This window comes from Cytobacillus horneckiae (assembly GCF_002835735.1).
Classification (GTDB): Bacteria; Bacillota; Bacilli; order Bacillales; family Cytobacillaceae; genus Cytobacillus; species Cytobacillus horneckiae.
On record NZ_PISD01000059.1, the window covers coordinates 1 to 22,174 of the forward strand.

31 protein-coding genes and 1 pseudogene are annotated in these 22,174 nt (G+C 33.9%); 14 read left to right on the forward strand and 18 right to left on the reverse strand.

Annotated elements, in window-relative coordinates; genetic code table 11:
• Positions 1-114: 114 nt before the first annotated feature.
• The 6 genes from CWS20_RS22290 to CWS20_RS22315 form a co-directional block, all read right to left on the reverse strand.
• On the reverse strand, positions 115-1,017 hold the full coding sequence (locus CWS20_RS22290; RefSeq protein ID WP_066196186.1) for a nuclease-related domain-containing protein: 903 nt from the start codon (positions 1,015-1,017) through the stop codon (positions 115-117).
• A 67-nt stretch (positions 1,018-1,084) separates the two neighbouring features.
• Positions 1,085-1,612 carry a molybdopterin-guanine dinucleotide biosynthesis protein B gene (gene mobB, locus CWS20_RS22295; protein ID WP_066196183.1) on the reverse strand — a complete coding sequence of 176 codons (528 nt, stop codon included), beginning with the start codon at positions 1,610-1,612 and terminating at the stop codon, positions 1,085-1,087.
• Positions 1,600-2,865 carry a molybdopterin molybdotransferase MoeA gene (locus CWS20_RS22300; protein WP_066196180.1) on the reverse strand — a complete coding sequence of 422 codons (1,266 nt, stop codon included), beginning with the start codon at positions 2,863-2,865 and terminating at the stop codon, positions 1,600-1,602. The genes mobB and CWS20_RS22300 overlap by 13 nt, the downstream gene beginning before the upstream one ends.
• Positions 2,866-2,927: 62 nt before the next feature.
• The gene (moaA, locus tag CWS20_RS22305) at positions 2,928-3,944 is read right to left on the reverse strand and encodes a GTP 3',8-cyclase MoaA (RefSeq protein ID WP_066196177.1); all 1,017 of its coding nucleotides are present in this window, start codon (positions 3,942-3,944) and stop codon (positions 2,928-2,930) included.
• A gap of 202 nt (positions 3,945-4,146) precedes the next feature.
• On the reverse strand, positions 4,147-4,458 hold the full coding sequence (locus tag CWS20_RS22310) for a metal-sulfur cluster assembly factor (RefSeq protein WP_066196175.1): 312 nt from the start codon (positions 4,456-4,458) through the stop codon (positions 4,147-4,149).
• Between the two features lie 72 nt (positions 4,459-4,530).
• Positions 4,531-5,298, reverse strand: coding sequence for a prolyl oligopeptidase family serine peptidase (locus tag CWS20_RS22315; RefSeq protein WP_066196171.1), 768 nt, complete (start codon positions 5,296-5,298; stop codon positions 4,531-4,533).
• Positions 5,299-5,561: 263 nt separating this feature from the next.
• Between CWS20_RS22315 and CWS20_RS22320 the strand changes: the two genes are divergently transcribed.
• Together CWS20_RS22320 and CWS20_RS28425 are read left to right on the forward strand one after the other, a co-directional pair.
• The gene (locus CWS20_RS22320) at positions 5,562-6,380 is read left to right on the forward strand and encodes a Cof-type HAD-IIB family hydrolase (protein ID WP_066196168.1); all 819 of its coding nucleotides are present in this window, start codon (positions 5,562-5,564) and stop codon (positions 6,378-6,380) included.
• Positions 6,381-6,478: 98 nt separating this feature from the next.
• On the forward strand, positions 6,479-6,631 hold the full coding sequence (locus CWS20_RS28425) for a hypothetical protein (RefSeq protein WP_162840977.1): 153 nt from the start codon (positions 6,479-6,481) through the stop codon (positions 6,629-6,631).
• 43 nt (positions 6,632-6,674) lie between these two features.
• On the opposite strand, the gene CWS20_RS22325 is transcribed toward CWS20_RS28425, so the two are convergent.
• Both CWS20_RS22325 and CWS20_RS22330 read right to left on the reverse strand, forming a co-directional pair.
• Positions 6,675-7,415, reverse strand: coding sequence for a BsuPI-related putative proteinase inhibitor (locus CWS20_RS22325; protein ID WP_066196165.1), 741 nt, complete (start codon positions 7,413-7,415; stop codon positions 6,675-6,677).
• Between the two features lie 15 nt (positions 7,416-7,430).
• Entirely contained in the window at positions 7,431-8,261 is an 831-nt protein-coding gene (locus tag CWS20_RS22330; RefSeq protein WP_066196162.1) for a YitT family protein, read from the reverse strand.
• Positions 8,262-8,388: 127 nt separating this feature from the next.
• Between CWS20_RS22330 and CWS20_RS22335 the strand changes: the two genes are divergently transcribed.
• Both CWS20_RS22335 and CWS20_RS22340 read left to right on the forward strand, forming a co-directional pair.
• On the forward strand, positions 8,389-9,249 hold the full coding sequence (locus CWS20_RS22335) for a DegV family protein (protein WP_066196159.1): 861 nt from the start codon (positions 8,389-8,391) through the stop codon (positions 9,247-9,249).
• Positions 9,250-9,330: 81 nt separating this feature from the next.
• The gene (locus CWS20_RS22340; protein ID WP_083957340.1) at positions 9,331-9,462 is read left to right on the forward strand and encodes a DUF3941 domain-containing protein; all 132 of its coding nucleotides are present in this window, start codon (positions 9,331-9,333) and stop codon (positions 9,460-9,462) included.
• Between the two features lie 38 nt (positions 9,463-9,500).
• Here the strand turns inward: CWS20_RS22340 and CWS20_RS22345 are convergent, their stop codons facing one another.
• Both CWS20_RS22345 and CWS20_RS22355 read right to left on the reverse strand, forming a co-directional pair.
• Positions 9,501-10,376 (reverse strand): CvfB family protein, encoded by an 876-nt coding sequence (locus CWS20_RS22345; protein WP_066196156.1) that lies wholly within the window; start codon positions 10,374-10,376, stop codon positions 9,501-9,503.
• Positions 10,377-11,712: 1,336 nt separating this feature from the next.
• Positions 11,713-13,044 carry a DUF3238 domain-containing protein gene (locus tag CWS20_RS22355; protein WP_066196150.1) on the reverse strand — a complete coding sequence of 444 codons (1,332 nt, stop codon included), beginning with the start codon at positions 13,042-13,044 and terminating at the stop codon, positions 11,713-11,715.
• A gap of 749 nt (positions 13,045-13,793) precedes the next feature.
• Between CWS20_RS22355 and CWS20_RS22360 the strand changes: the two genes are divergently transcribed.
• A complete protein-coding gene (locus CWS20_RS22360) occupies positions 13,794-14,003 on the forward strand; it encodes a hypothetical protein (protein WP_066196147.1) in 210 nt (69 codons plus the stop codon).
• 121 nt (positions 14,004-14,124) lie between these two features.
• On the opposite strand, the pseudogene CWS20_RS29510 reads toward CWS20_RS22360, so the two are convergent.
• Positions 14,125-14,292: pseudogene (locus tag CWS20_RS29510) on the reverse strand (YndA family protein); the annotation flags it as partial.
• A 217-nt stretch (positions 14,293-14,509) separates the two neighbouring features.
• Here CWS20_RS29510 and CWS20_RS22365 point away from each other — a divergent pair.
• The 9 genes from CWS20_RS22365 (at position 14,510) to CWS20_RS22395 (ending at position 18,969) form a co-directional block, all read left to right on the forward strand.
• Complete coding sequence (locus CWS20_RS22365) at positions 14,510-14,944, forward strand: hypothetical protein (protein WP_066196145.1); 435 nt, start codon at positions 14,510-14,512, stop codon at positions 14,942-14,944.
• Positions 14,945-15,256: 312 nt separating this feature from the next.
• Positions 15,257-15,547, forward strand: coding sequence for a YolD-like family protein (locus tag CWS20_RS22370; RefSeq protein WP_066196142.1), 291 nt, complete (start codon positions 15,257-15,259; stop codon positions 15,545-15,547).
• A gap of 2 nt (positions 15,548-15,549) precedes the next feature.
• On the forward strand, positions 15,550-15,666 hold the full coding sequence (locus CWS20_RS29515) for a YhjD family protein (RefSeq protein ID WP_491523030.1): 117 nt from the start codon (positions 15,550-15,552) through the stop codon (positions 15,664-15,666).
• A 195-nt stretch (positions 15,667-15,861) separates the two neighbouring features.
• Positions 15,862-15,993 carry a hypothetical protein gene (locus CWS20_RS29095; RefSeq protein ID WP_276328334.1) on the forward strand — a complete coding sequence of 44 codons (132 nt, stop codon included), beginning with the start codon at positions 15,862-15,864 and terminating at the stop codon, positions 15,991-15,993.
• A gap of 75 nt (positions 15,994-16,068) precedes the next feature.
• The gene (locus tag CWS20_RS22375) at positions 16,069-16,599 is read left to right on the forward strand and encodes a tubby C-terminal domain-like protein (protein WP_066196139.1); all 531 of its coding nucleotides are present in this window, start codon (positions 16,069-16,071) and stop codon (positions 16,597-16,599) included.
• A 149-nt stretch (positions 16,600-16,748) separates the two neighbouring features.
• A complete protein-coding gene (locus CWS20_RS22380; RefSeq protein ID WP_066196136.1) occupies positions 16,749-17,282 on the forward strand; it encodes a tubby C-terminal domain-like protein in 534 nt (177 codons plus the stop codon).
• A 132-nt stretch (positions 17,283-17,414) separates the two neighbouring features.
• On the forward strand, positions 17,415-17,933 hold the full coding sequence (locus CWS20_RS22385; RefSeq protein ID WP_066196133.1) for an RNA polymerase sigma factor: 519 nt from the start codon (positions 17,415-17,417) through the stop codon (positions 17,931-17,933).
• Positions 17,920-18,570 carry a hypothetical protein gene (locus CWS20_RS22390; RefSeq protein WP_066196130.1) on the forward strand — a complete coding sequence of 217 codons (651 nt, stop codon included), beginning with the start codon at positions 17,920-17,922 and terminating at the stop codon, positions 18,568-18,570. Before CWS20_RS22385 ends, CWS20_RS22390 begins: the two co-directional genes overlap by 14 nt.
• A 171-nt stretch (positions 18,571-18,741) precedes the next feature.
• A complete protein-coding gene (locus CWS20_RS22395; RefSeq protein WP_066196128.1) occupies positions 18,742-18,969 on the forward strand; it encodes a hypothetical protein in 228 nt (75 codons plus the stop codon).
• Between the two features lie 41 nt (positions 18,970-19,010).
• On the opposite strand, the gene CWS20_RS22400 is transcribed toward CWS20_RS22395, so the two are convergent.
• From CWS20_RS22400 to CWS20_RS22430, 7 genes are all read right to left on the reverse strand, one after another.
• Entirely contained in the window at positions 19,011-19,868 is an 858-nt protein-coding gene (locus CWS20_RS22400) for an N-acetylmuramoyl-L-alanine amidase (protein WP_066196125.1), read from the reverse strand.
• 53 nt (positions 19,869-19,921) lie between these two features.
• A complete protein-coding gene (locus tag CWS20_RS22405; protein WP_066196122.1) occupies positions 19,922-20,191 on the reverse strand; it encodes a phage holin in 270 nt (89 codons plus the stop codon).
• Between the two features lie 2 nt (positions 20,192-20,193).
• Positions 20,194-20,469, reverse strand: coding sequence for a hemolysin XhlA family protein (locus tag CWS20_RS22410; protein WP_066196118.1), 276 nt, complete (start codon positions 20,467-20,469; stop codon positions 20,194-20,196).
• A 61-nt stretch (positions 20,470-20,530) separates the two neighbouring features.
• Positions 20,531-20,773 carry a hypothetical protein gene (locus CWS20_RS22415; protein ID WP_083957489.1) on the reverse strand — a complete coding sequence of 81 codons (243 nt, stop codon included), beginning with the start codon at positions 20,771-20,773 and terminating at the stop codon, positions 20,531-20,533.
• A 34-nt stretch (positions 20,774-20,807) separates the two neighbouring features.
• Positions 20,808-21,272 carry an SRPBCC domain-containing protein gene (locus CWS20_RS22420; RefSeq protein ID WP_066196111.1) on the reverse strand — a complete coding sequence of 155 codons (465 nt, stop codon included), beginning with the start codon at positions 21,270-21,272 and terminating at the stop codon, positions 20,808-20,810.
• A gap of 92 nt (positions 21,273-21,364) precedes the next feature.
• Entirely contained in the window at positions 21,365-21,553 is a 189-nt protein-coding gene (locus tag CWS20_RS22425) for a helix-turn-helix domain-containing protein (RefSeq protein WP_066201481.1), read from the reverse strand.
• A gap of 47 nt (positions 21,554-21,600) precedes the next feature.
• Positions 21,601-21,798 carry a hypothetical protein gene (locus tag CWS20_RS22430; RefSeq protein WP_066196108.1) on the reverse strand — a complete coding sequence of 66 codons (198 nt, stop codon included), beginning with the start codon at positions 21,796-21,798 and terminating at the stop codon, positions 21,601-21,603.
• Positions 21,799-22,174 lie beyond the last annotated feature (376 nt).

Here is a 22,174-nt window from a genome sequence, read left to right on the forward strand (position 1 = left end):
TGCGATTTGTTCACCTGAAGATGCGCGTGTGGCGTTGCTTTAGAGGGATAAATGAAATTTATTCCTCTTAAGCAGAGCAAGTATAATTGCTTAAGAGGAATAAAAAAGCAATTACTATTCTTCTCTTACATAATATCTATTTTTGTTGTTGCCTAAGTGTTTAAAGTTATTCTTGAGTACGCGATAGACAACTCTTTTATCAATCTCACATCCGCACCATTCATAGACCAGATTTGTGCTTATCTTTATTTTAGGGAAAACAAGTTCCAGTTCTTTTATATTGTAGAGGATTGCCTTGTCTAAGGATAAGGATTTATCACATTGTCCACAACATACAGTTCTTTTTCTCTTTATCATTAATCCATCACATATTGGGCAGCTCACGCCCTTTTTTAAGTCCGTCCATTCGCAAGGGACCGTTTGGCTCTGATATTGTTCTTTCTGTTTTAATATTAGCTTTTTTATTTCTTCATGTTTGCCACCTAAGACAGATGACATTTGATTAAGATGACTCCAGAATCTTTTTAGTTGTTGTGGAAGTATCACATGTTTTGAATAAGGCAATTGATAGGGGAAAAATTCAGGATTTACAAATACGATGTAGTATTCTAGCGGAAGATTAACTTTGAGGTTTTTTAAAAATGGGCTGAGCAGGGACTTACTTCGGAGGTATTGTAATAAAGGATTATTTATTTCATTTCCTGCCCCGCTCTTCCAGCGGTCGCCTTCTACATGAACTTCGCCTTTATAGTTTTTCACTTCAAAAGCAATCATACTTTTCTCAAAAATACATAGAAAATCTATTTGTATAGCTGAAGTATTGTGTATAAATGTTAAGTCATGCAAAATAATGACTTCCTGCGATAATTCATTTAACCAACTATACCAAATCTTTTCTCCTGCAAAACCTTTCTTTATATTTTCGTAGTACTTTTTCTGCTTTTGAGTTAAGGCAGCGCGTTTGTTTAAGGAATGCCAGTAAATTAGCTGATTCGGGATGGGCAGCTGCATTTTCATTTTACTCATCCTTTCTTTTTTAAAAATTATACACTCTCTACATAAAAAAGAGAACAACCTCACCCGGTCATTCTCTTTCTAAATAGCCAATAATCTTATCATACGCTTGCTCATCTGAAATTGAGTAAAAAGGTATAGTATTATATTTTAGCTGTAACTCTGAAATTGATTTATCCCAATAAATGACAAATTTGATTTGATCTAAAATATCTAAAAGGTGAGTGTCGCCAGAATTTCGCAACAGCACGACTTTAGGGTAGCCTTCCTTCTTATGTCCCTCAATAAAAATGTATTGCGGTTCGAGAGCGGAGGCCAATTCAATTTGTTTGGCTAGCTTCCATTCACTGCTCTCTGCCTGCATGATTAACCTGCCTTCCCCTTCCACTATTGAGGCGACTGCACCTGCTGCTACATGCTTGCTATTATCTTTATTGTCGACAATATCTGGCTTGCCACCATGTCCATGATGTTTAATCGTTACAATGTTCGATCCTCTGGCAGATAATAAATCAATTAGCTTTGTGACAAGAGTAGTCTTACCGCTGTTTTGATAGCCAACGAATTGGAGAATCTTCAGCTTGTTTACCAAGGCCATTCGCTGCCTACAAAGTCTTCAAGCATAAAAACATCGACTTCATCATCTATACCATATCCCCTTGTACCGCCTGGCAATAGCATTAGTGCATTTGCTCCGGCAAGGCTCATTACGATATTAGATTTATCTACACCGCTAGGGCTTGTGACCAGCTTACCATTCTCTATAGAGACGGTCGCTCTAACAAAGCGGGTAAACGGATTTGCTTTTGGAAAATCAGCTTTTAATATAGCTTTTTCTTTTCTTAAGTGCGGCTTTTTCGAATAAAGCATGTGGCGGATAATTGGACGAGTAAATAACTCAAAACCGACATAGCATGCCGATGGATTTCCTGATAAACCGAATAATAGCTTGCCGTCCAGCTGTGCGACGGTAGTGACACTTCCAGGACGCATCGCTACTTTGTTAAAAAGAACTTCAGCTTTCATTTTTTCATAAATCGCCGGCAAATAATCAAAATCGCCTACAGATACACCGCCTGTCGTAATTAGCATATCCACTTCATTCACTGCAGACTTCACCGCTTCATAGCATGTATCAAATTCATCAGGCAGTTTGCCAAAGTATTTAACCTCTGCTCCTGCTCGTTCGATTTGTGCAGCAAGCATTGTAGAATTGCTGTTTCTAATTTTACCTGGCTGGAGTTCATCCTCCACTTCGAGCAGCTCTGTACCGGTTGCAAATAAACCAACAAGCGGCTTCTTCACCACCGGAACCTCTGCATATCCGAAAGTAGCAAGAATTGCTTGTATGCCGGGGTTGATTTTTGTCCCTTTCTCTACTAGGGCATCGCCTGTTTTTGCATCTTCACCTTTAAAAGATACATTATCGCCAGGCTGATAGCTTCGTTTAATTGACATATAGTTCCTGCCATTCTTTTCATAAGCCTTTGCCAGCTCTAGCATCACGACTGCATCACAATCCTCAGGGATTTGTGCACCCGTCATAATACGCACCGCTTGAAACGGGCCAATTTGCTTTTCAGAAACAAATCCAGCGCCAATATGGTCAACGACTTCAAATTCAATCTCGTTTGACAACGATGCAGTCTGTGTATCAATGGAGCGAACTGCAAAACCATCATATGGCGAGCGGTCAAAATGCGGAACATCGCTCGTTGCAGTTAAATCCTGAGCCAAAAACCGATTATTACTATGTAAAATTGATACAAATTCTATATTACCTTCAACTTTATAATCCATAACCTTCTTCACTGCTTCTTTTACCGGTATTGGAGTTCTTTTTTCCACCATCATCTATATCTCCCATCGTATGTTAAAAACCCTGAGCGATACACGCTCAGAGTTTTTATTCATTATCCGCCAATATAAGACATCTCTAATTTTTTCCGGTTTTTTCTTGTCTCATCTGTACGCTCATCAGAATAGCGGTCCGTCCTTTTATTCCAAATATCTGTTACATATTGTTTGATTTCCTGGTCGGTTACGCCTGAACGAATAAACTTCTTAATATCATGACCATCTCCGTTAAACAGGCAAGTGTATAGCTGTCCGTTTGCTGACAATCTTGAACGGGTACAGCTTGAACAAAACGATTCAGAAACAGAAGTAATAAAGCCTACATCTACATCTGTTCCTTTATATCTGTACCTTTTGGCTACCTCACCAAAATAATCCGGATCAACAGGCTCTAAAAGATAATGCTCTTTTAACGTATTGTATATCTCTTTTTTCGTCACTACTTCATCCATGCGCCAACCATTTGTGCTGCCAACGTCCATATATTCAATAAATCTCAATTGCAATTCATTTTCTTTGCAGAACTTTGCCATCGGCAAGATTTCCTGATCATTCAGGCCCTTTTTTACGACCATATTCAACTTCACGCCAAGCCCTGCATCTTTTGCCGCTTTTATGCCTTTTATTACTGGGCCAACCCCAACATTGCGGCCATTTATTTCTCCAAATAGTTCGTCCTTTAAGCTATCAAGACTAATATTTACTCTTTTTAAGCCTGCATCTTTCAATGCTTTAGCATGTTTTGGTAGAAGCACGCCATTTGTCGTTAATCCTATATCTTTTAATCCTTCTATTTGAGACAATTTGTCCACCAACGTCGGCAATTCTTTTCTCAGCAGCGGCTCCCCGCCTGTTAATCTGATTTTTTCAACACCGAGTTCGACAAAAATATGAGCAAGCCGTTCAATTTCCTCATATGAAAGAAGTTCTTCTTTTGGCAAAAAAACAAAATCAGGGCCAAAAACCTCTGCCGGCATGCAATATTGACATCTAAAATTACAACGGTCTATAACCGATATCCTTAAATCTCTTAATGGTCTATTTAATGCATCTTTTACTTGCGTACTACTCATTTAATCAACTCCGTTTTAAAAGGTGAAATCTAGCCGATTGCCCTTTTAGCACATACTAAAAAACTAGTGTATTCTATAACAATACATCATCATATTTCTTATGACAATAGATGATGACTTGATGGCAAAGCTAGCTCTCAGAAAAACAGGAAAAACAGCAGGACTTCACCTGCTGTTTCACTTTTAATAATTGTGCTTTTATTTAGTCGCGGACACCTAAAGCGATTTTAGCATATCTGGACATGCGGTCTTTTGACCATGGTGGATTCCAAACAATATTCACTTCAGTTTCTTTTACTTCAGGAATATCATCCAATGCTGATTTTACTTGATCGACAATTGTGCCTGCTAATGGACAGCCCATTGAAGTTAAAGTCATTTCTACTTCTGTTTTGCCTTCTTCGTCCATTTTCACATCATATACGAGTCCAAGATTGACAATATCTATACCTAGTTCAGGATCCACTACAAGCTCAAGTGCACCCATAATACTTTCTCTTACATCTTGATCCATGATTGACAACTCCCTCATTGAATTATACTAATATTATCATAACAAAGTTAGAGAAAAAACAAAAAAGAAAGGTTAGAGATAAGTTTCAAACCATTGAACTGTTTGCAGCAAACCTTCTCGACTGACTTTATGTCCAGCTCGTTCGTCTGCAATAAATTGAAATCTTTCAGGAGTATCGGCATATAACGGCTTCACCGTTTCATAAAAATCATATGTAGGGGCAAATGGAACAGTTGCATCTTTTTTGCCATGCCAAAATAACAATGGACGGCCAGCTAATTTATCCTGTTGCATACTAATGTCCAACTGCCTTATTTTTTCCATTAAATGCTCTAATTCCTCTTCATTTAGAGGAATTTCCACACCATCCTTTTTCAGCATATCGATTTGTGCTAATGCAAATTTCTCATAATATGGCATACCCATTAAGCTTACTGCAGATTTAATCCATTTATATTGGGTTAAAGCTCCAAGCGTTACAATGCCGCCCATTGATGTACCTGCAATACCAATTCTATCTTCATCCGCTAATCCTGCTTTAACATATGAATCCTTGATCGTTTCCAGTTCTGAAATTGTATTGATGATAATGTCCCAGAAGTGAAGCTGCATTGCCCCTTCAGAAAGACCTTCATCCCTTTCACCATGGTACAACGCTTCTGGGAGAATCACTCGGAATCCGTTTTCAGCCATTAAATAAGCATAGTGTAAATTATGTTCTTTCGCACTTGAAAAACCGTGAACAAAAAGAATAAGTGGAAGCTTTTGCTCGCTCTTTGCAGAATCTGAAATATGTAAAACCGGTATATTATTTATTTTTTCATTATTAATCGTAATCACCAATTTATCCCCCAATGTAAAGATTATATGAAAATAATGTAACTTTTCTATTTTTTGAGTGATTTCTTTTACAAATACCCGTATATATTGGTAACATAGTGTAAAATTGAAATATGCATTCATGCAGTCTCATTTAAAAAGTTTAATTTAAAATAGCCAAGTTTTTCTAAAAAGTTTTTCTGCAATTATAGTTTACCATGGAAATTTCTAATTCCAAAATATATAAGCTTATTCAATAAAATCATCATATAGAAGGAGATATTATGGTACAAAAACATTTGATTGCGCTAGATTTAGACGGTACTTTATTAAAAGATGATAAAACAATATCGAAAACAACAAAAAACGTCATTCAAAAAGCGAGGGAAGCTGGTCATGAAGTCATGATAGCAACTGGGAGACCGTTCAGGTCCAGCGAGTTGTATTATAAAGAGCTGGATTTGACTACACCAATTGTCAACTTCAATGGAGCATTCGTCCACCATCCGAAAGATCAATCATGGGGTCTGCACCATACGCCTCTTGATATGCAAGTAGCAAAAGAAATTGTCGAGGCAAGCCATGATTTTAGCTTCCACAACATTATTGCGGAAGTCCTGGATGATGTGTATTTACATTATCATGATGAAAAACTCATGAATATCTTTAATCTTGGCAAACCGCAAGTAACGACTGGCGATTTAAGAGAGTTTTTAAGCGCTTCACCTACTAGTATGCTCATTCATACTGATGAAGCTCACATAAAACAAATTAGCCGCCATTTATCAGACGTTCATGCAGAGGTTATTCATCAGCGAAGCTGGGCAGAGCCATTTCATATTATTGAAATCATTAAAGCCGGACTTAGCAAAGCAATAGGCCTGCAGCAAGCATGCGATTATTTACAAATTCCAAAAGAGCGCGTCATCGCTTTCGGGGACGAAGACAATGATTTGGAAATGCTCGAATTTGCCGGATACGGAGTCGCGATGGGCAATGGTATCGACCAAGTTAAAAATATTGCAAAGGACGTTACTTTAACGAACGAGGAAGACGGGATTGCTGTTTACCTTAACGATTTGTTAAATTTAAAAGCACTTTAATCCAAAATCTACCCTTTTTTAAAATGGCTCCGATGCACATACTAAAAGACGAAGCAGCAAGTTGCTGTTTCAAAACTCTTTTTAAAGGGGAGATTCGAATGGGTAAACGTAATAAATCTAAGCGCTTTGTACAGCAAGGTGCTGACACTGTTTCTAAACATGATGAACGTATACCATACCATTCCACATATGCAGAGGCGGAAGCTGAAAAACTTAAAAATGTGACTGAATCTTCCCTCGGGGGAATCTAACACAAAGTAAAAAGCTGACATTTAGATATGTCAGCTTTTTACGTTAAAACTTTTCAAGCAGCAGTGGATAAGTATTTATCATCTTTCCATTTTCTTTTTCATAAAAGTAAGCAATGAGTGTGCCGTTTTTCGGCAGGTTATTTTTATCTACTTCAATTTGCACTGTAAACGATTGATTTTTTTCAATAGGTGTTTCTTTTATAAAGAGATGGTGACCATCTTCAACAACGTAATACAATGGGTTTGGTGAGGAATGAACACCAGTCACTTTGTAGCTTCCATCTCTGCCTTCAACCTTCATATTGCTCAATGAGGATCGATCGGAAGTCAATTGAAAGCTTGTTGTCGCCGACTTTTCTATTGCAGCTCCATGCGGCTTGAGCACCTCAGCTAATAGTTCTGCATTCACTTGATATTTTCCATCCTGGACTCTTTTACCAGCTTGCTGATAATCCCAAGTTTCCTGCCACTGTTTCGACTCTCCTGGCTGCAGTTCCAAATTCTGCAGAACTTGTAAAAAAGCTTTTCCTTCAGAAAAAGTGTAAACTCTATTCCCGTTCTCATCTTCAATGATAATTTCATACTTTTGAGAAGAAGAAAACTGCAATGTAACCGGGTCATTGGATAAATTTTCGATTTCTAAATCGATTTTAAGTTCGTCGGCATTAGCAACGGTATGAACTGAAAATTGTAATATCATATTAGTTTGATTTGCTTCCATTTCAACCTGCCCCAGAAGTAAGTGATTCATCATGATTGTCAAACCAAGCAGTAAATGCAGCATTTTATCCTCCTTAAATTAGTCTTTGCGGAATACACCATACACATCAGCAGTATTCACAATATTTGTAAATGCTGCCGGATCGACCTCTTGAATGGTTCTTTGTAAATCAAAAAGCTCAAATCGAGAAATGACTATCATCAGCATTTCCTTATTATCATTTGAAAATGCACCTCTAGCTGGGATGATTGTTATTCCTCTTACTAGCCGATTATGAATTGCTTTTTTCATTTCATCCTGCTTCTTTGTAATGATCATTGCAGTTAATTTTTCATGTCTAGTATGGATGGCATCAATAACACGTGTGGAAGCATACAGCGTAACAAGAGTATATAAAGCTTTTTCCCAGCCATATAATAATCCCGCTGTAATAATAATAATGGCATTTAAGGTGAAAAAATATGTACCGATTGGCCTATCCTTCATTTTTGATAATATCATGGCGATAATATCCATTCCACCTGTCGAAGCCCCCCATTTAAGTGTGATACCCACACCAATAGCTGCAATTACCCCGCCAAATACAGCATTCAATAATATATCATGGGAAATATGGACAATTGGAAGTACTTCCATAAATAAAGTCATGAGAGCCACACTTACAATACTGTAAATTGTAAAAGAACGACCTACTCTTTTCCAAGCAAAGATTGCGACAGGAACGTTTAAAATAAACAGTAGTATACCGGTTGAAATTGCGCCGTTTAAAATGCTTGACAAAAGCTGTGCGACACCGGTAAATCCGCTAGCGTAAACATTTGCAGGAATTAAGAAGAAATTCATTGCGAATGCATTAAGCAATGCGCCTATTACAACAATGATTATTTTCTTTGTTTGTAACCAAGCCATAATATCCCCCTTTTCACATACCTATACTTTCTTTACCCAACTTTCCCTTTTTCAATGCATTCCATTGTTTTTTTGCGGCAATTTCTATAAACTAAATACATCTAGATATGAAAGCAGGTGAATGAGTATGTCAGTAAAAATTTTGGCTGACAGTGCGTGTGATTTACCGTTGAGCTTTTTTGAAGAAAATGATGTCACACTTATTCCTTTAAAAGTTCATTTAGGTAATGAGGACTATGACGACATTATTACTATTGATTCAAAAAAAGTATATGAAGCGATTCGTGAGGGCAAGGTGCCAAAAACTTCACAAGCATCACCGCTATTGTTTGAAGAGATTTTCACAAAAATGGCACAGAATAATGAAGACGGAATATATATAGCATTTTCTTCGCAATTATCAGGAACATATCAAACAGCCGTGATGATGCTCGAGCAAGTGAAAGAAAGCTTCCCGGATTTTAATCTTGTGATTGTTGACAGCAAATGCGCATCTCTCGGTTATGGACTGGTCGTGCAGGAAGCTGTTAAGCTTGCAAAGGAAAACGCTTCAAAAGACGAGCTATTAAGTAAAATTAAATTCCATTGTGAACATATGGAGCATTTATTTACTGTTCATGATTTGGAATATCTTGCTAAAGGTGGACGTGTTTCAAAAGCATCAGCTTTTCTTGGCGGTTTGCTGAATATTAAACCTCTTTTGAATGTTGAAGACGGCAAACTAGTGCCTATCGAAAAACATCGCGGCAAGAAAAAACTATTCCGGCGGATTATTGAATTAATGAAAGAGCGCGGAGCTTCATTTGATCAGCAAGTAATTGGCATAAGCCACGGTGATGATGAAGAAACTGCACACGAAATTAAAGCGATGATTCAACAGGAATTCAACGCAGATCAATTTTATATTACACCAATCGGTTCCGCAGTCGGTTCTCATGCCGGGGCAGGAACAATCGCTATATTTTTTCTTAATAAGCTAAACGATTAACGCACTCATACATACTTCTTTCCTTTCTACAGACAATAGGGTTAGACCTATTATTCTTTGGATGGAAAGGAGTTTTTATTTATGTCACATACAACCGATAATGATAAAAAAGCGAAAGATAATAATGCGGTTCGCCATGAAAAAAACATGGAAGAGGAAAAGAATCGCAAAGCAGGCAAAAAAAGTTACTCAAAGAAGACTGATCATCTTTAATAGCAAAAAGGCTGTTTGGAGTCCAAACAGCCTTTTCCTTATTCTTTAGTCTCATCTTCCTTTAGATAAGTCCATCCATCTTTCTGATAAATCTTGCCTTCCTTCATCATGCGGCCCAATGCCCGTTTAAAAGAAGCCTTGCTTAAATTGAAGCGATCTTTAATATCCTCAGGCGCACTTTTATCCCCGTATGGCATCGCACCATTTCGTAATTCAAGATAAGACAGAATTGTATCCGTATCATCATGTAAAGCTTCCTGTTTTCTTGGAGTTAAAGATACATTAATCGTACCATCATCTTTTACATCGATGATTCTGCCCTCCACTTTTTCCCCAAGCCTCGGCTCCACTCGTCTTTGCGACTCATGGATAAAGCCTTTATAGCCCTCTGCCGTGTAAACCCAACTGCCTACTTTCGCTGTCCGATAAATAAAGCCGTGAATATCTTTATTATAGCTTGCCTTATCTGCTTTAATTGAAATTTCTTCAATGATGGGATCAGTAGCAAGCTTTACATAAATGCGCTGATTTCTATTCACTCTTAAAGTGACATAAAGGGTATCGCCAATTTCCGGCCATACTGATCGATGTGCAGGCAGATCTTCTTCACCGAGAAGCATATCCTTCTGCACCCCAATATTTATAAATACACCGATGCCAGGCTTCACATCACTTACTTGTGCCCATCCGTATTTCCCAACCATAATTTCAGGAATCGTTGTTGTAGCAGCAGTTCTCCCCTGGGAATCAACATAAAGAAATGCTTCAACCTCTTGACCTTCTTCTAAATTTCCTGCTGCTTCATTTTTATGAAGCAAAACGTCTTCCTGCCCGTCTGTTAAAAAGTAGCCAAATGCAGCCTGGCGGGAGACAATCAGTTTTGTTGTTTGTCCTATATATTCAATTAAAGCCATGATAATCCTCCTAAAGTTGTTCGCATTGCTATATTTTACTATAATGAGAACTAATGCTCAACAAACAACATTAAGCAAGACTACTGAAAGCTTGATATATCAATGTTTCTGGCTTTTTTATTTATTCTCTGCTTTGTAGAATCATGTATTCTTCAACAATCATTTGGGGGAGGTTTTTAAATCTATATTTCGTGGACAGACGCTTACTTTATTTCAATAGGATTTCGGTACTGTTATCGAAAATCAATAGTTGTAAAAACGTTTATTTAACAATCTTTTTTCATGGACACTATCACCGACTGCCAAAAGTAACCTTTTAAATTAATCAAATTTCATTTATTGGCCACTTTTCGGTCACCGAAAGTTACTAGTTTTTTAATCAAAAAATGGATTTCTTGTAAAAACAAAAGCGGTTAATAATAAAAAAGAACGCGTGAGTCACTGTCAAATGAAGGATTATAAAACAGAAAAAAGAGCACAGCGTGTGCATGTAGTGCTACCAACACTCATGTACCGTCCGCCTACCGTACTAGGCAAACACTTGCTGTACTCTCAATGAATTTAATTACATCCTTAGGGTTTTTTTAGCAACGGTTTGCATACCTGGTAACCGTTGCTTTTTAGTTTCCTTGAGTATACCCTTAAAAGAAGAAAATCGTCGAAATGAGTTAACAACAATAAATAATAAACATCCCTAATTCTAAATTAATAAAAAATACTTTTATTTATATTTTTCGTAATCACTATGATGATAAAAATATTACAATATTTCTTCTTTTTACCAACAATGAATTAATATTATAAAATACTTCTTTTTTCACTTTCATTTTAAAATTAATTAGTTCATAATTTCCTTTAAAGGGAATTAATATAAATTAGTATAGGGAGCTATATATAAAATGTATATTTTTTAAAACTATTGAAATGAGGAAAATATGAAACACTTTTTGATTAGGAATTTTATAATATATTTTATTGTGTCGATTATTACGAGTATTACAGTAGGAATTACATTTACGGAATACCCATCTTCTAAATCTTCAATGATAGTGTTTACATCTCTTTATGTCTTTCCATTTATTTTTATTTTGGGATTGATACCAAATTTGATTTATGAATTATTAAGTAAAAAAACTTTTCCGAAATTTAATCGTATAATAATTAAATCAATCATTTATGTTAGTTCGCTAATAACCTTTTATTTTATAATCGGCAAGAGTTTTTATATTTTGTCATTTGCAATTCTTGCTGCATCTCTTTACTTTTTGTTAGATGAATGGTTAAGAAAATGGAATAAAAAAACGCATTAGTCCTTTAATGAACTAATGCGTTTTTTTTAATTATAAATACTAAATGATATTTTTCTATCTGCCATAGGTGGAGCTAGGTAGTCAAATCCTTTATTTTCATGTCTGAAAATGGTTAACAATGCATCGGAATTAGGAATATATGCATACATTTCATGGGCTGGTGCTTGGTCATGAGAACCAGTAACTTGAATATCCCCATCAGAGCTTACAGCTGCAGTGTAATAATAATCAATGTTAGGTGGGCTAATATTATATATTTCAAATGGAATTCCTACTGAATGGGTTACTTTCCATGATACAAAATCTTTTGTTGCCTCAAGATTGGACTTAGACATTGTATAACTTTTCTGAGTTTTTGTTGTAGTTGTACCATCACAATTATATCTAGTGGTTGGACGAACATCCTTTGTTACCCAGCTAGTAGAACCGTTACTAGAACCAGTAAAATTAGCCTGCACTTCTGTCCTCGTACGATAATTATTATTTGAGAATGAGAAGTCACGATTGTCACCTTTGAACTGAGGACAACTCTTACCATCTGGAGGATCAGCTTTTGCTGTAGGAATAAATGTTGTATATCTAAAGTTATATTTCGCCGGATAATAAACAGTAGCAGCAAGACTAACATCTTGTGTTTTTATTTGCTCAGTATTAAAGGTTTTAACGATTTTACCCAAGTCAAAGCTTTCATAGGAAACTTCATTTAGAGTTTTTAGATCAATTGTCCATCCTTCTTTTTTTAATTTTTGTATTTCTTCTTCTATTTCAGTATCACTACGTTCAACCTTTCCGACAAGGTTATATGTGTAATAAGTATTAGGTTCTATATCGTTATCAGTAAATTGATGACCTGTAATATTAGCGATAAATTCACCGTTTCGATAAAGGTCTACATTTTCAGGAAGATTCTTATCCCAAGTTATTTTCACATTTTTTTCGGATACGATTGCATCTATAGTTTTACCATCTAATATTGGGTTATCATCAGCTTGTTTTTGTCCTAAATTTGAAAAGCTATTTAGTTGCGCTTTATTAGTTTTTTCTATCTCATCTTTAGTCATGACACTGATTAGTTTTTGGTCTACAACCTTTCTTTCCTTGTTTAAAGCGATAAGGTGATACTTGTATGATTTTTTAGGCTCTAATTCCTCAATAGTTTTTTGCTTTGATGTCCCTTCCCATACCAATTTGTCCCCTTTATACAATTGAAAATAGTCCGCGTCTGATACCCAATTAAGTGTAATAGCATTTTCACTTGTTTGAACTCTTAATTCTAAATTTGTTGCAGCACTAGAGTTATTAAATGAAAATAATAAAGCTACTATAAAAAGTGCTGTACAAAAAAGATATTTTCTCATACTGTTCTTCCCCCTGTTCATTAAAAATAGCGTAAATGTTTAAACCTTAGCTCAAATCTCTTCTTCCCTAATTTAGTCATTAAAAATTTATAATTACCAGAATTAAGACATTGAAAAATGTTCATTTCTTATTTTGTATAATTTTATAAAACCCACTTATTTTTTCCATTTTAAATTCCATATTTTAGTATACATTAAACCTTGCAAAATAGGAATATATTATTTCAAAATAAATCCATACAGATTGAATCCAATACACCAATTTTCTCTTTGAAAAATAGATTAATAAGTCATGCTACTTAAGAGTAAAAAACTATCAGATTTGAGGGCTATGAAATAAAGGAAGTTTACTTATTACAAAACCCAGAATGGAATCCACAAATTAAATACATCCCAAGAGTTGAACGCCTAAAATGGGTTTCAGTTTGTTAATTGGTCAACGCTTAGTTAGTTAGAGATCAGGGCAACTGCGAATTTAATGAATATTATCAAACCAATATAGATGGTATTGCCCCTAATTCAAATTTTCACGTGATGGAAAGGGCTGAACTGAACCAAGTGCGTATTCTATTAACCCCGGTTAACCTACCATAATAATAGCTTACAAACTATTTGGCTATTAGGAAAGCTGTGTTAAACTAAGTTTCAAACAAACTTAAAAAAATGGTAAAATTATAAAAATAAACTGACAAAAACTTTCAACAAAAGGTTATAAGAATAGGTAGAAAATAATTAACGGAGGTAGAAATATGGATAGCCCCAAAAAATTTCTTAATTTTTATGGTATTTTCGTAGTTTTATCATGGGGATTAATGTTTATTATCTACAATAAAATGTATTCAACAGAAGAAACAATTCAAGGGATGACATTCATCTGTATAGCTGCTGCTATTTTTTTATTCTTGTCTATTTATATCACAAAAGTAAAACTGGACAAATTATTGTTCTTTGGAGTTTAGGTTTACTATTTATACTTAGTTGTATAGGTATGTTTCTTGTAGCTTAAATTATTTTTCTTTCCATAAAAAATATCTCTTAAGTGAATACTCACTCGAGGTATTTTTTCTTTTCTACAACTAGTTAATCCCATAATTCAAATTTAATTGTGCCAACGATGTCACGTGAAGTCATAACTACAAATTCCGTATTATTATCTGATCCATCTACATATGGTTCTACATTAAATGTGAAACATTCACCATTTCCCCAAAATGATTGAGATTTGATTACTGGTTTAGACCCTCCATCATCATCGTATTCGAGTTATGAGGATTATAAATGAACTGTTGATTAAAATTATAGTTGCTCCGTTAAAGGGACATTTAATTGAATAAAGCTTTAAGTAAAAATTGGATAGAACTTTGGGTGTCTTAAAACGTATATCTGTTTAAGGGAGGATAACTGTTATAAAATGATGTAAAAGATTGCAATATTTAATCAAACATGTTTAATGAGGTGAAATTATTTGTTAGTTTTAATAATATCGGTTATTCTGTGGATGTTCTTAGCTGTTTATGCGATAAAAACAGTTAAAGAATATAGACAAAGCACAAAAAAAGAAAAGAAACAAAAGCATAGATTAATGATTTACGTTGTAGGAAGTGTTCCTTTAGCAGCAATATTGCTAATAGGGGAGAATTTAAAATTACAAGGGTTTACAATGAACGAAATTATGCCTTATCTCTTTGTAGCAGCCATTATTTTTATCTTTGTCCCCGGATACATTTACCTTTTTATGACATTGTTTAGTAAAGATACTTACGAAAGTTATGGGGAACCAAATAAGTATAAATCCAAATTTATATTTAAAAACAGAAAATTATTAGTACCTATAATAGTTGCTTTACCAATAGTCATTATTACATTTACTATTGTTAAGATTGGAGAAGCATTATTTTAACCAGATGGTAGGGACTAGCAATGAAGCTAAAGAGTTTCTACTAGCTTTTTTGGCAGGATTTCTTTTATGCATGTTAATAATCTATCTTGTTTTTGATTTCTTTAGGTTTTGCCTTAGGTTCTGTAATGGGTATAATTTTATTTCCATTTATAATAAAACGAACTAAATAAAGTAATCGGGTCCGATTGTGGGATAAAATGATTAAACTTTATTTCAAAGCAGCAGGAACATATTGGATATGTACAATATGTTCCTGCTTTTGATTTTATTGAGTTTAACTTCTATGACCTAAATTTAAAGAGCCCGTTTTTTATGCCGGAACATGTGAAGTTGCTTAATGATGTTCAATTTGATGCCAACAAAACATCAAAGCCGCAGCTTGAAGAACAACAATTAGAAGAATTACAAATTGTCATTATGGAATCTCACCATTACACCCTGCCCATTAAGATCTCCACTTGGGAAAATGGTTTTACTAATCATATGACTGCGATTGTAGATACCTTAGACATGATAAAAAAAGAAATAAGAGTAGAAATCCAAACTGATTATGAAATGAAATGTATGCTTATCGAAAAAATAATTGCTGCAGAAAGGATATGACCATGACTAGGATTCCGGAAAATGATCGCGACCTTATCGAACAGGCCATATACTTACCCATGATAGTCATCATTCTTGAACGTGATTTGCAGATTATTGAGAAGGCACTTTCAGGATAAGTAATTTCCTCATAGTTTTTAATAGTTTTTTCATTGTATATTTCCTCTTGTATAGTATTAATTTCACTGGCTTTTGCAGAATTGTCGCTAAGTTAGAAAACGAACTTGCAATCAAAATAAGAGTATCCTTTTACAAATTTGTATAAATAATGGTAAAATCCTAGTGGTTAAACTTACAACATTCTAGGGGGAAAGTTGAAAAAAATACCATCAATTGCGGCTTCAACAGAAGAAACAAGTTCAAAGGATGAAAATGAAGAGTCAAGCAAACTTAAATCATATGAGAAAGATTTTTATGAGGAAAGTTTTGGCAAGTGTAAATTTTAATTATTTCCTAAATAACTATATCGTAAAATTACTTTATTAATAGGTTTTTAGCTTGGTATGTAGAGGTGATTTAAATTGAAAAAGTATGTTTATAATGCACCAAAAATAAAAGTATCAACAAAATTAGTTGATATCATAAATGACGATAAAGAGGTTGTTGGAACATTTAAGAGGGAATATAAAAATATTTTATATCAAATTTTAGACTCTACAGTTTTTAAAGGTGATGGCTTTGTACAATACAATTCTTATTCTTCTGAAGGAAAATTGAATTATAAAGCTATAAAAAGATTAAAAATGATTAAACAGAGTGATTACTTAATAAATTGTTATAAAGGTGAAGAGAAAGTTTATACAGTTACATATCAAACATTGCAAGATATTGCTCCCGAGTTCCTCATTGAATCTAGGGATGAGAGGTATGTAATAAAGAAAATGCCCATGGATTGGGCACGAGTTTATTATAAAGATAAAGAGGTCGCCCGTTGGAAAATGAAAACGACAGAATTATTTAAGGTATATATAGAAATTGAAGAGGACTCCCCTATTCAAGATCCAGCATTTTTTAGTTGTTTGTTTCAGTGTATTTTGTATGTAGGGGATTAAGTGCATATAGTTTTTTCTCATATAGCACCACGGACTTAAAACTGAAATAGTTAAAGGCACCTGGAACGAAGAACATAATATCACTTAAATTGTCAAACAGGATCAACCTATAGAGCCTGTCGATAATAAATGTTATTAGGTGGGATAATTTGAAACAATATCATTACCCTACTAGCATCGTAGGGACATCAACCAAGACACTAAAAATATACACAGGTACTAGCAAAATTGGGGAAATAAAAGGATATTACGATAATGTAATTAAAAAAATCATTGATAACTATACTGACCGCTCGAACCCTTTCTTTATAAGATATCAAATCATAGATGAGTATGGAAGTGTTCGATTTACCTCCAAAAACGGGGGAGCATTAAAAAGAAAAGTGTATATTACTTACCTTTCCGATAATGGTACAAATCATGAATTAATTATGTTAGACACTAAGCACTTTGATGGCTTCGGAGAGAAGGGTGTTAACTTTAACTTTAATGGAAAAGATTATTATATTATTAAACACATATTTGAACCAGCACAACTATTTCACCTAAATAATTTAATCGCAGATTGGAATATAGAGCACAGATCAGGTAGGGTTGTAATTAAAATATTTGAACAAGATTACCTTGATGAATATTTAATCATTGGTCTTTTCCATGCTTGGTTTTACGCATCAAAAGGATAAAAATTTTAAAAATTAAGCCCCTCTCGAATGAGAAGGGCTTTTTTATTATCATTTATATTTTTTATTTTTTTTATAAATTCTTGAAATATAATTAATGTATAACCGTCTAATTAATAAAAAAGGAGAAATCAAATGTCAAATAAGGAGATTATTAGAGAATGGTATTCACTCTACGCAGATGATATATACAACTACCTTATATATTATCTTAATGATAAAAGTGATGTAGAAGATATTCTCCAGGAAGTATTTATAAGGGCAATTAGAAATTTAGACAACTTTAAAGGCAACTCACATCCTAAAACTTGGCTCATACAAATCGCTCGTAATATTGCTATCGATCAATCAAGAAAACAGAAAAGGCTCTCCAACTTATTTAGTAAAATCACAAATAAACATCAAACAACCTCTTTAGAAACGTCATTTATAGATAATGAAAATATACTTGAGCTTTATAAAAATATTAATAGGCTCCCAACAAAGTATAGGGAAATAGTAATAATGCGAGGAATTTTAGAGTTAAGTACGAAAGAAGTATCCCAAATTACAGGTAATAAAGAATCTAATATTAACCTTCTTTTTCACAGAGCAAAGCTAAAATTAAAAGAAAATTATTTTGAAGGGGGTTCAATAAGAAATGAATCAGTTTGAGAAAGAATTTAATCTTGATAAAAAGTTCCCTCGGTTCAAGATTAATTCAGAAAAGAAACAAGAATTATTAAACAACCTTTTAGAACAAGAGGAGGAGATTACAATTAAAACAAAAAAGAAAAATAACCTATTAAATTTCACAAAGAAAACATCAAATATTGTTATTCTTGCCGCAACTTTTTTACTAATGTTTGGTGCTTTATTCGGGATCATGACATACCAAAGTGCTAATGCCGCTCTATATGATGATGACAAAATTATAAATGATGTCAACATTGGAATTGAAAAATCTAGAAACATTTTTATCCCTCAGTTTCTTGAACAATCAGGTATTGAAACTAAAAAGGATGCTGAGAAATTACTAAGTAATTATTTTTCTGGTAATGCCTTAACAGAAATGATAAATGCGTGGGAAAGTAATTTAGATACAAACTTATCTTCACCAGCAGATTTAGAAGGCAGTGTTGCAGAAATTTCAATGGGATCACTTAACAATTCTAAGAACATTAAAATTAATGAACTTGAAAACAAAAATAGAAGCGTAAGTTATTATGACATTAACATAGATAAAAATATTAAATTAGAATGTGAATTGATAAATAAAAAATGGGTTATCTATGATATTAAAATAAATTAGGAATTGGAGTAAAAGGTAATGTTTTTCATTACCTTTTTTTATTTTTTTGAACTTTTTGTGAAACTTTCAATTTTTTTCAAAAAAAATTATATTTTTTAAATTATCATATTAATCAATTTATGCTTTTTACTAGCTTTATTAATTGGTGTAGTTGCATTAGGCGGAGTAAACGTGGTTCAAGCTGAAGAAGTTAAAAGTACTGATGTAGAAATACAGGTAATGAGAGAAATTTATACACACAAAGTAATGGGTAATATAAAGCAAGATTACTATTATTACTACAATCCTAGTACTGGTAAGACTTGGTGTGAAAACACTATGAGTTACGTAAATACTGTTCCAAACCATAGTTATTTCAACCCAAAAAACCCATTTGAAAAAGCTTGTGATTATAACTAAATATGTAACCCTCCCCTACTAATTTAGTAGGGGAATTTTTATCATTTGACTCTTAACTTTTGATTAGGGTAGATAGTATATTTTGAATCGAGTTTGTTCCAGTCACGAATTTGTTTAATCGTACTGCCATGTTTCTTGGCTAACTGTGAAACAGTGTCACCTGATTTAACAGTGTGATATTTTGTTGTGGATGCTACTTTAATAGTTTGGCCAATTTGAAGATTTTTCTCATCGACTCCTGGATTTAACTTTCTTAAATTAGAGACTGTTGTATTGTATTTCTTGGCCAAAGAATAAAATGTATCGCCTTTTGCAATCCTATAAGTCTTAGATGAAGTATTTGGCGTAGTTTCTGATTCCTTTTTCTTTTTCAATTTATAGACTTTAACTAAACCATTCACATGGCCGCGTGCGATTTTATTAATAAACGAAGCCTGCTTTAAATTATCAGTATCTTCTTTGTTGTCGATAAAGCCATTTTCGGTTAGGATTGCTGTCATATGGCTTTCACGTAAAACATGTAAATTCTTCTGTTTCTTCCCTCGATCATTAAATCCTGTCTCTTTAATTACAGCTTCGTGAATAGCTTCTTGTAATTCAAGAGTAATTCCTTTAACACCTGGATAAACAAAATCCTCATACCCTTCACCGCCGCCAGCATTTACATGTGGAGATACAAAAACATCAGCATCCCATGCGTTTGCTTCATCTGTTCGTTGTTTTAATGAACGTGTTTGATCGCCTGTGCGGCTCATTTTAATCTCTACATCTTCATACTCTTCCAAATAAGCTTTTATTTTTAATGCTATAGATAATGTTAATTGTTTTTCATAAAGACTGTTACCAATCGCTCCTGGGTCTGTACCGCCATGTCCTGGGTCAATATAGACTTTAACCATTTCAATCTCTCCCTTATTTTTAATAAAATAAAAAGGCTGCTCGAATGAGCAACCTATTTTTTAAGAAATTCATATTGCTTTGCTAAGTTACTATCCTTAATGCCTCTTGTTGTTGGGTCAGTTACTGCATTCCAAACGCTAATAATCACCAATACAACAACATATGGATTGGAAAAAGCATCAACCAATAAGCTGAATAATGACGCCCATGTGGTTATATCCTGCGCTGTTAATCCAAAGTATCCAAGAATCGGGACAATAAAAGACAGCAATAGCTGGCTAATAAATATAGGGTTCTTAAATCGAATTTTCCAGTTAATCATAATTAAACCCCTCCAATTTTAAATGCTGCATAAAAAATGGCTACGGCTCCACCGATTAACGCAACAATTAATGCGTTGGTAATCGATCTCCGTAACCATTTAGTATCATCTTTAATTTCCGTTAAATCGCTCTTAATATCTTTGATGTCTCTTTCATGAAAGTCAGTTCTTTTTGTTAATTCAGCGATTGCTACATCTTGTCTTTCTTCTTTTTCTTTGATTTTATCAATATCACTTTGAATTTTCTGCTGCCAAATGTCCAAGTTATTTACCTCCATGGCACTCTCCCCCAATGACAAAATAAAAAAGCCTGCTGCTTGCGGCTTCATCTCTTTTTAATTATTCATCTTCTTCATTTTCATTTTCATCAACTTTGAACTGCTCACATAAATAATCATAAGTCGTATTATCCTTACCTTGATATTCTTGATCTTCAAACTTTAATAAAATTGTCCTCATAGTACGAATCAATTCACGACTATTCCCCCCTTCAATTACATAAACCTCACTTTTAAGCTCCGCTACATCTTCCAGGTATTTCTTCATGTTCTCATCCGGAATTTGAACAGTTTCGCCTTTCATAATTGGCTTACCTTTATCATCTTTTTCACAATAGCTAGTTCCTTTCATATTCAAGTTGATAAACATATTCTATAAAATTATTAAACTGATCATCATAAATATACTTAAAAGACCATTTTAGAATATTAGTCACTACCATGTAAAACCAATTTGATGGAACTAACGTAACTTTCACAATAAATTTTGTTCCATCAGGTATCTCTTCTAGAATGTATTCTGTCCTGCTTACTCCTTCTTTTGTTTCTGTTTCAACCTTTGCGTGATAAGGAGGATTATATTTCGTGTAAGAACCTTGTAATTCATAAACCTTCTTACCAATTTTCTGCCTTGTTATAAAAGTTGAACCTTCTTTCAAATCATCCTCATGACCATCATATAAGTTTTCTATTATTTGTGTATTCCATTTCAATACATGCTTATCTTTGTTAAGGCATTCAAATACTAAATTTATGTCAGAGTTTATTTCTGTTTCAAACTTATAACAATGTATCTCTTTCAATTTGTCTTTCTCCTATCAGTGTTTTATAAAATCTCATAAATTATAACCTATTTAGGTAAATATCGAAAATCTTTTAAAAAAAGCACCCAATATTATTTGGATGCTTTCTTTAAATCCATTTCAGTTTTTCTGTTTAATATATCTTGTTTTAAAAAAATCCTATCGCGTTCTAATTCTTTTAATGGAACTAGCTTCCCATTATCGACCAGCCTTTTTATGTTTTGTCGAGAACATTCCAGTATTTCAGCTGCTTCAATCGTACCGATAACGTCCTTGTCCATAAACTCTCTTAATTCTTCAATCGTATTAAAGTTATATTTGGTCACATTCAGTCACCTTTCTTTCTTAATCGCTGAAACAATGATAAGGATAAATCAATAATCATTAATATCATTAGAACGATTAAAGCCCCATTTAAAACATTTGTAAGAAACCCTACAGGTAGTCTCTCTTGGATGAAAAGAAAATATCCTAGTATCAATAATACGATGAATCCCTCATACTTTTTCATTTGTTTGTATAACAAGTGGCATCCTGTTATAATTTTATCAAGGAAGAGAAGCCCTTAACTTCTCTCCCTCGGCTCAAGATGATTGCTTACTCTCCGTTCGCGTCATTTTTGAGCTTTTTTATTTTTGTTACGATGTCTACGACTTTTTCTATTATCATAAGTGATGTTAGAACCAGCCCTAGTATAATTGCCGCTTGTGCCACTTGTTCCTCCCTCCTTTCTATAATTCAATTATACTACAACCATTTACCACCGTCAACTATTTTAGAGGAAATTTTTAGATATTTTTCTACTTTTTTCAATAAAAAAGCACCCTCAAAAAGATGCATTAATTACAATATTTTTACTTATACTTAGGTAATTTGAAGGAAAAAATAATATTTTGTCGAAT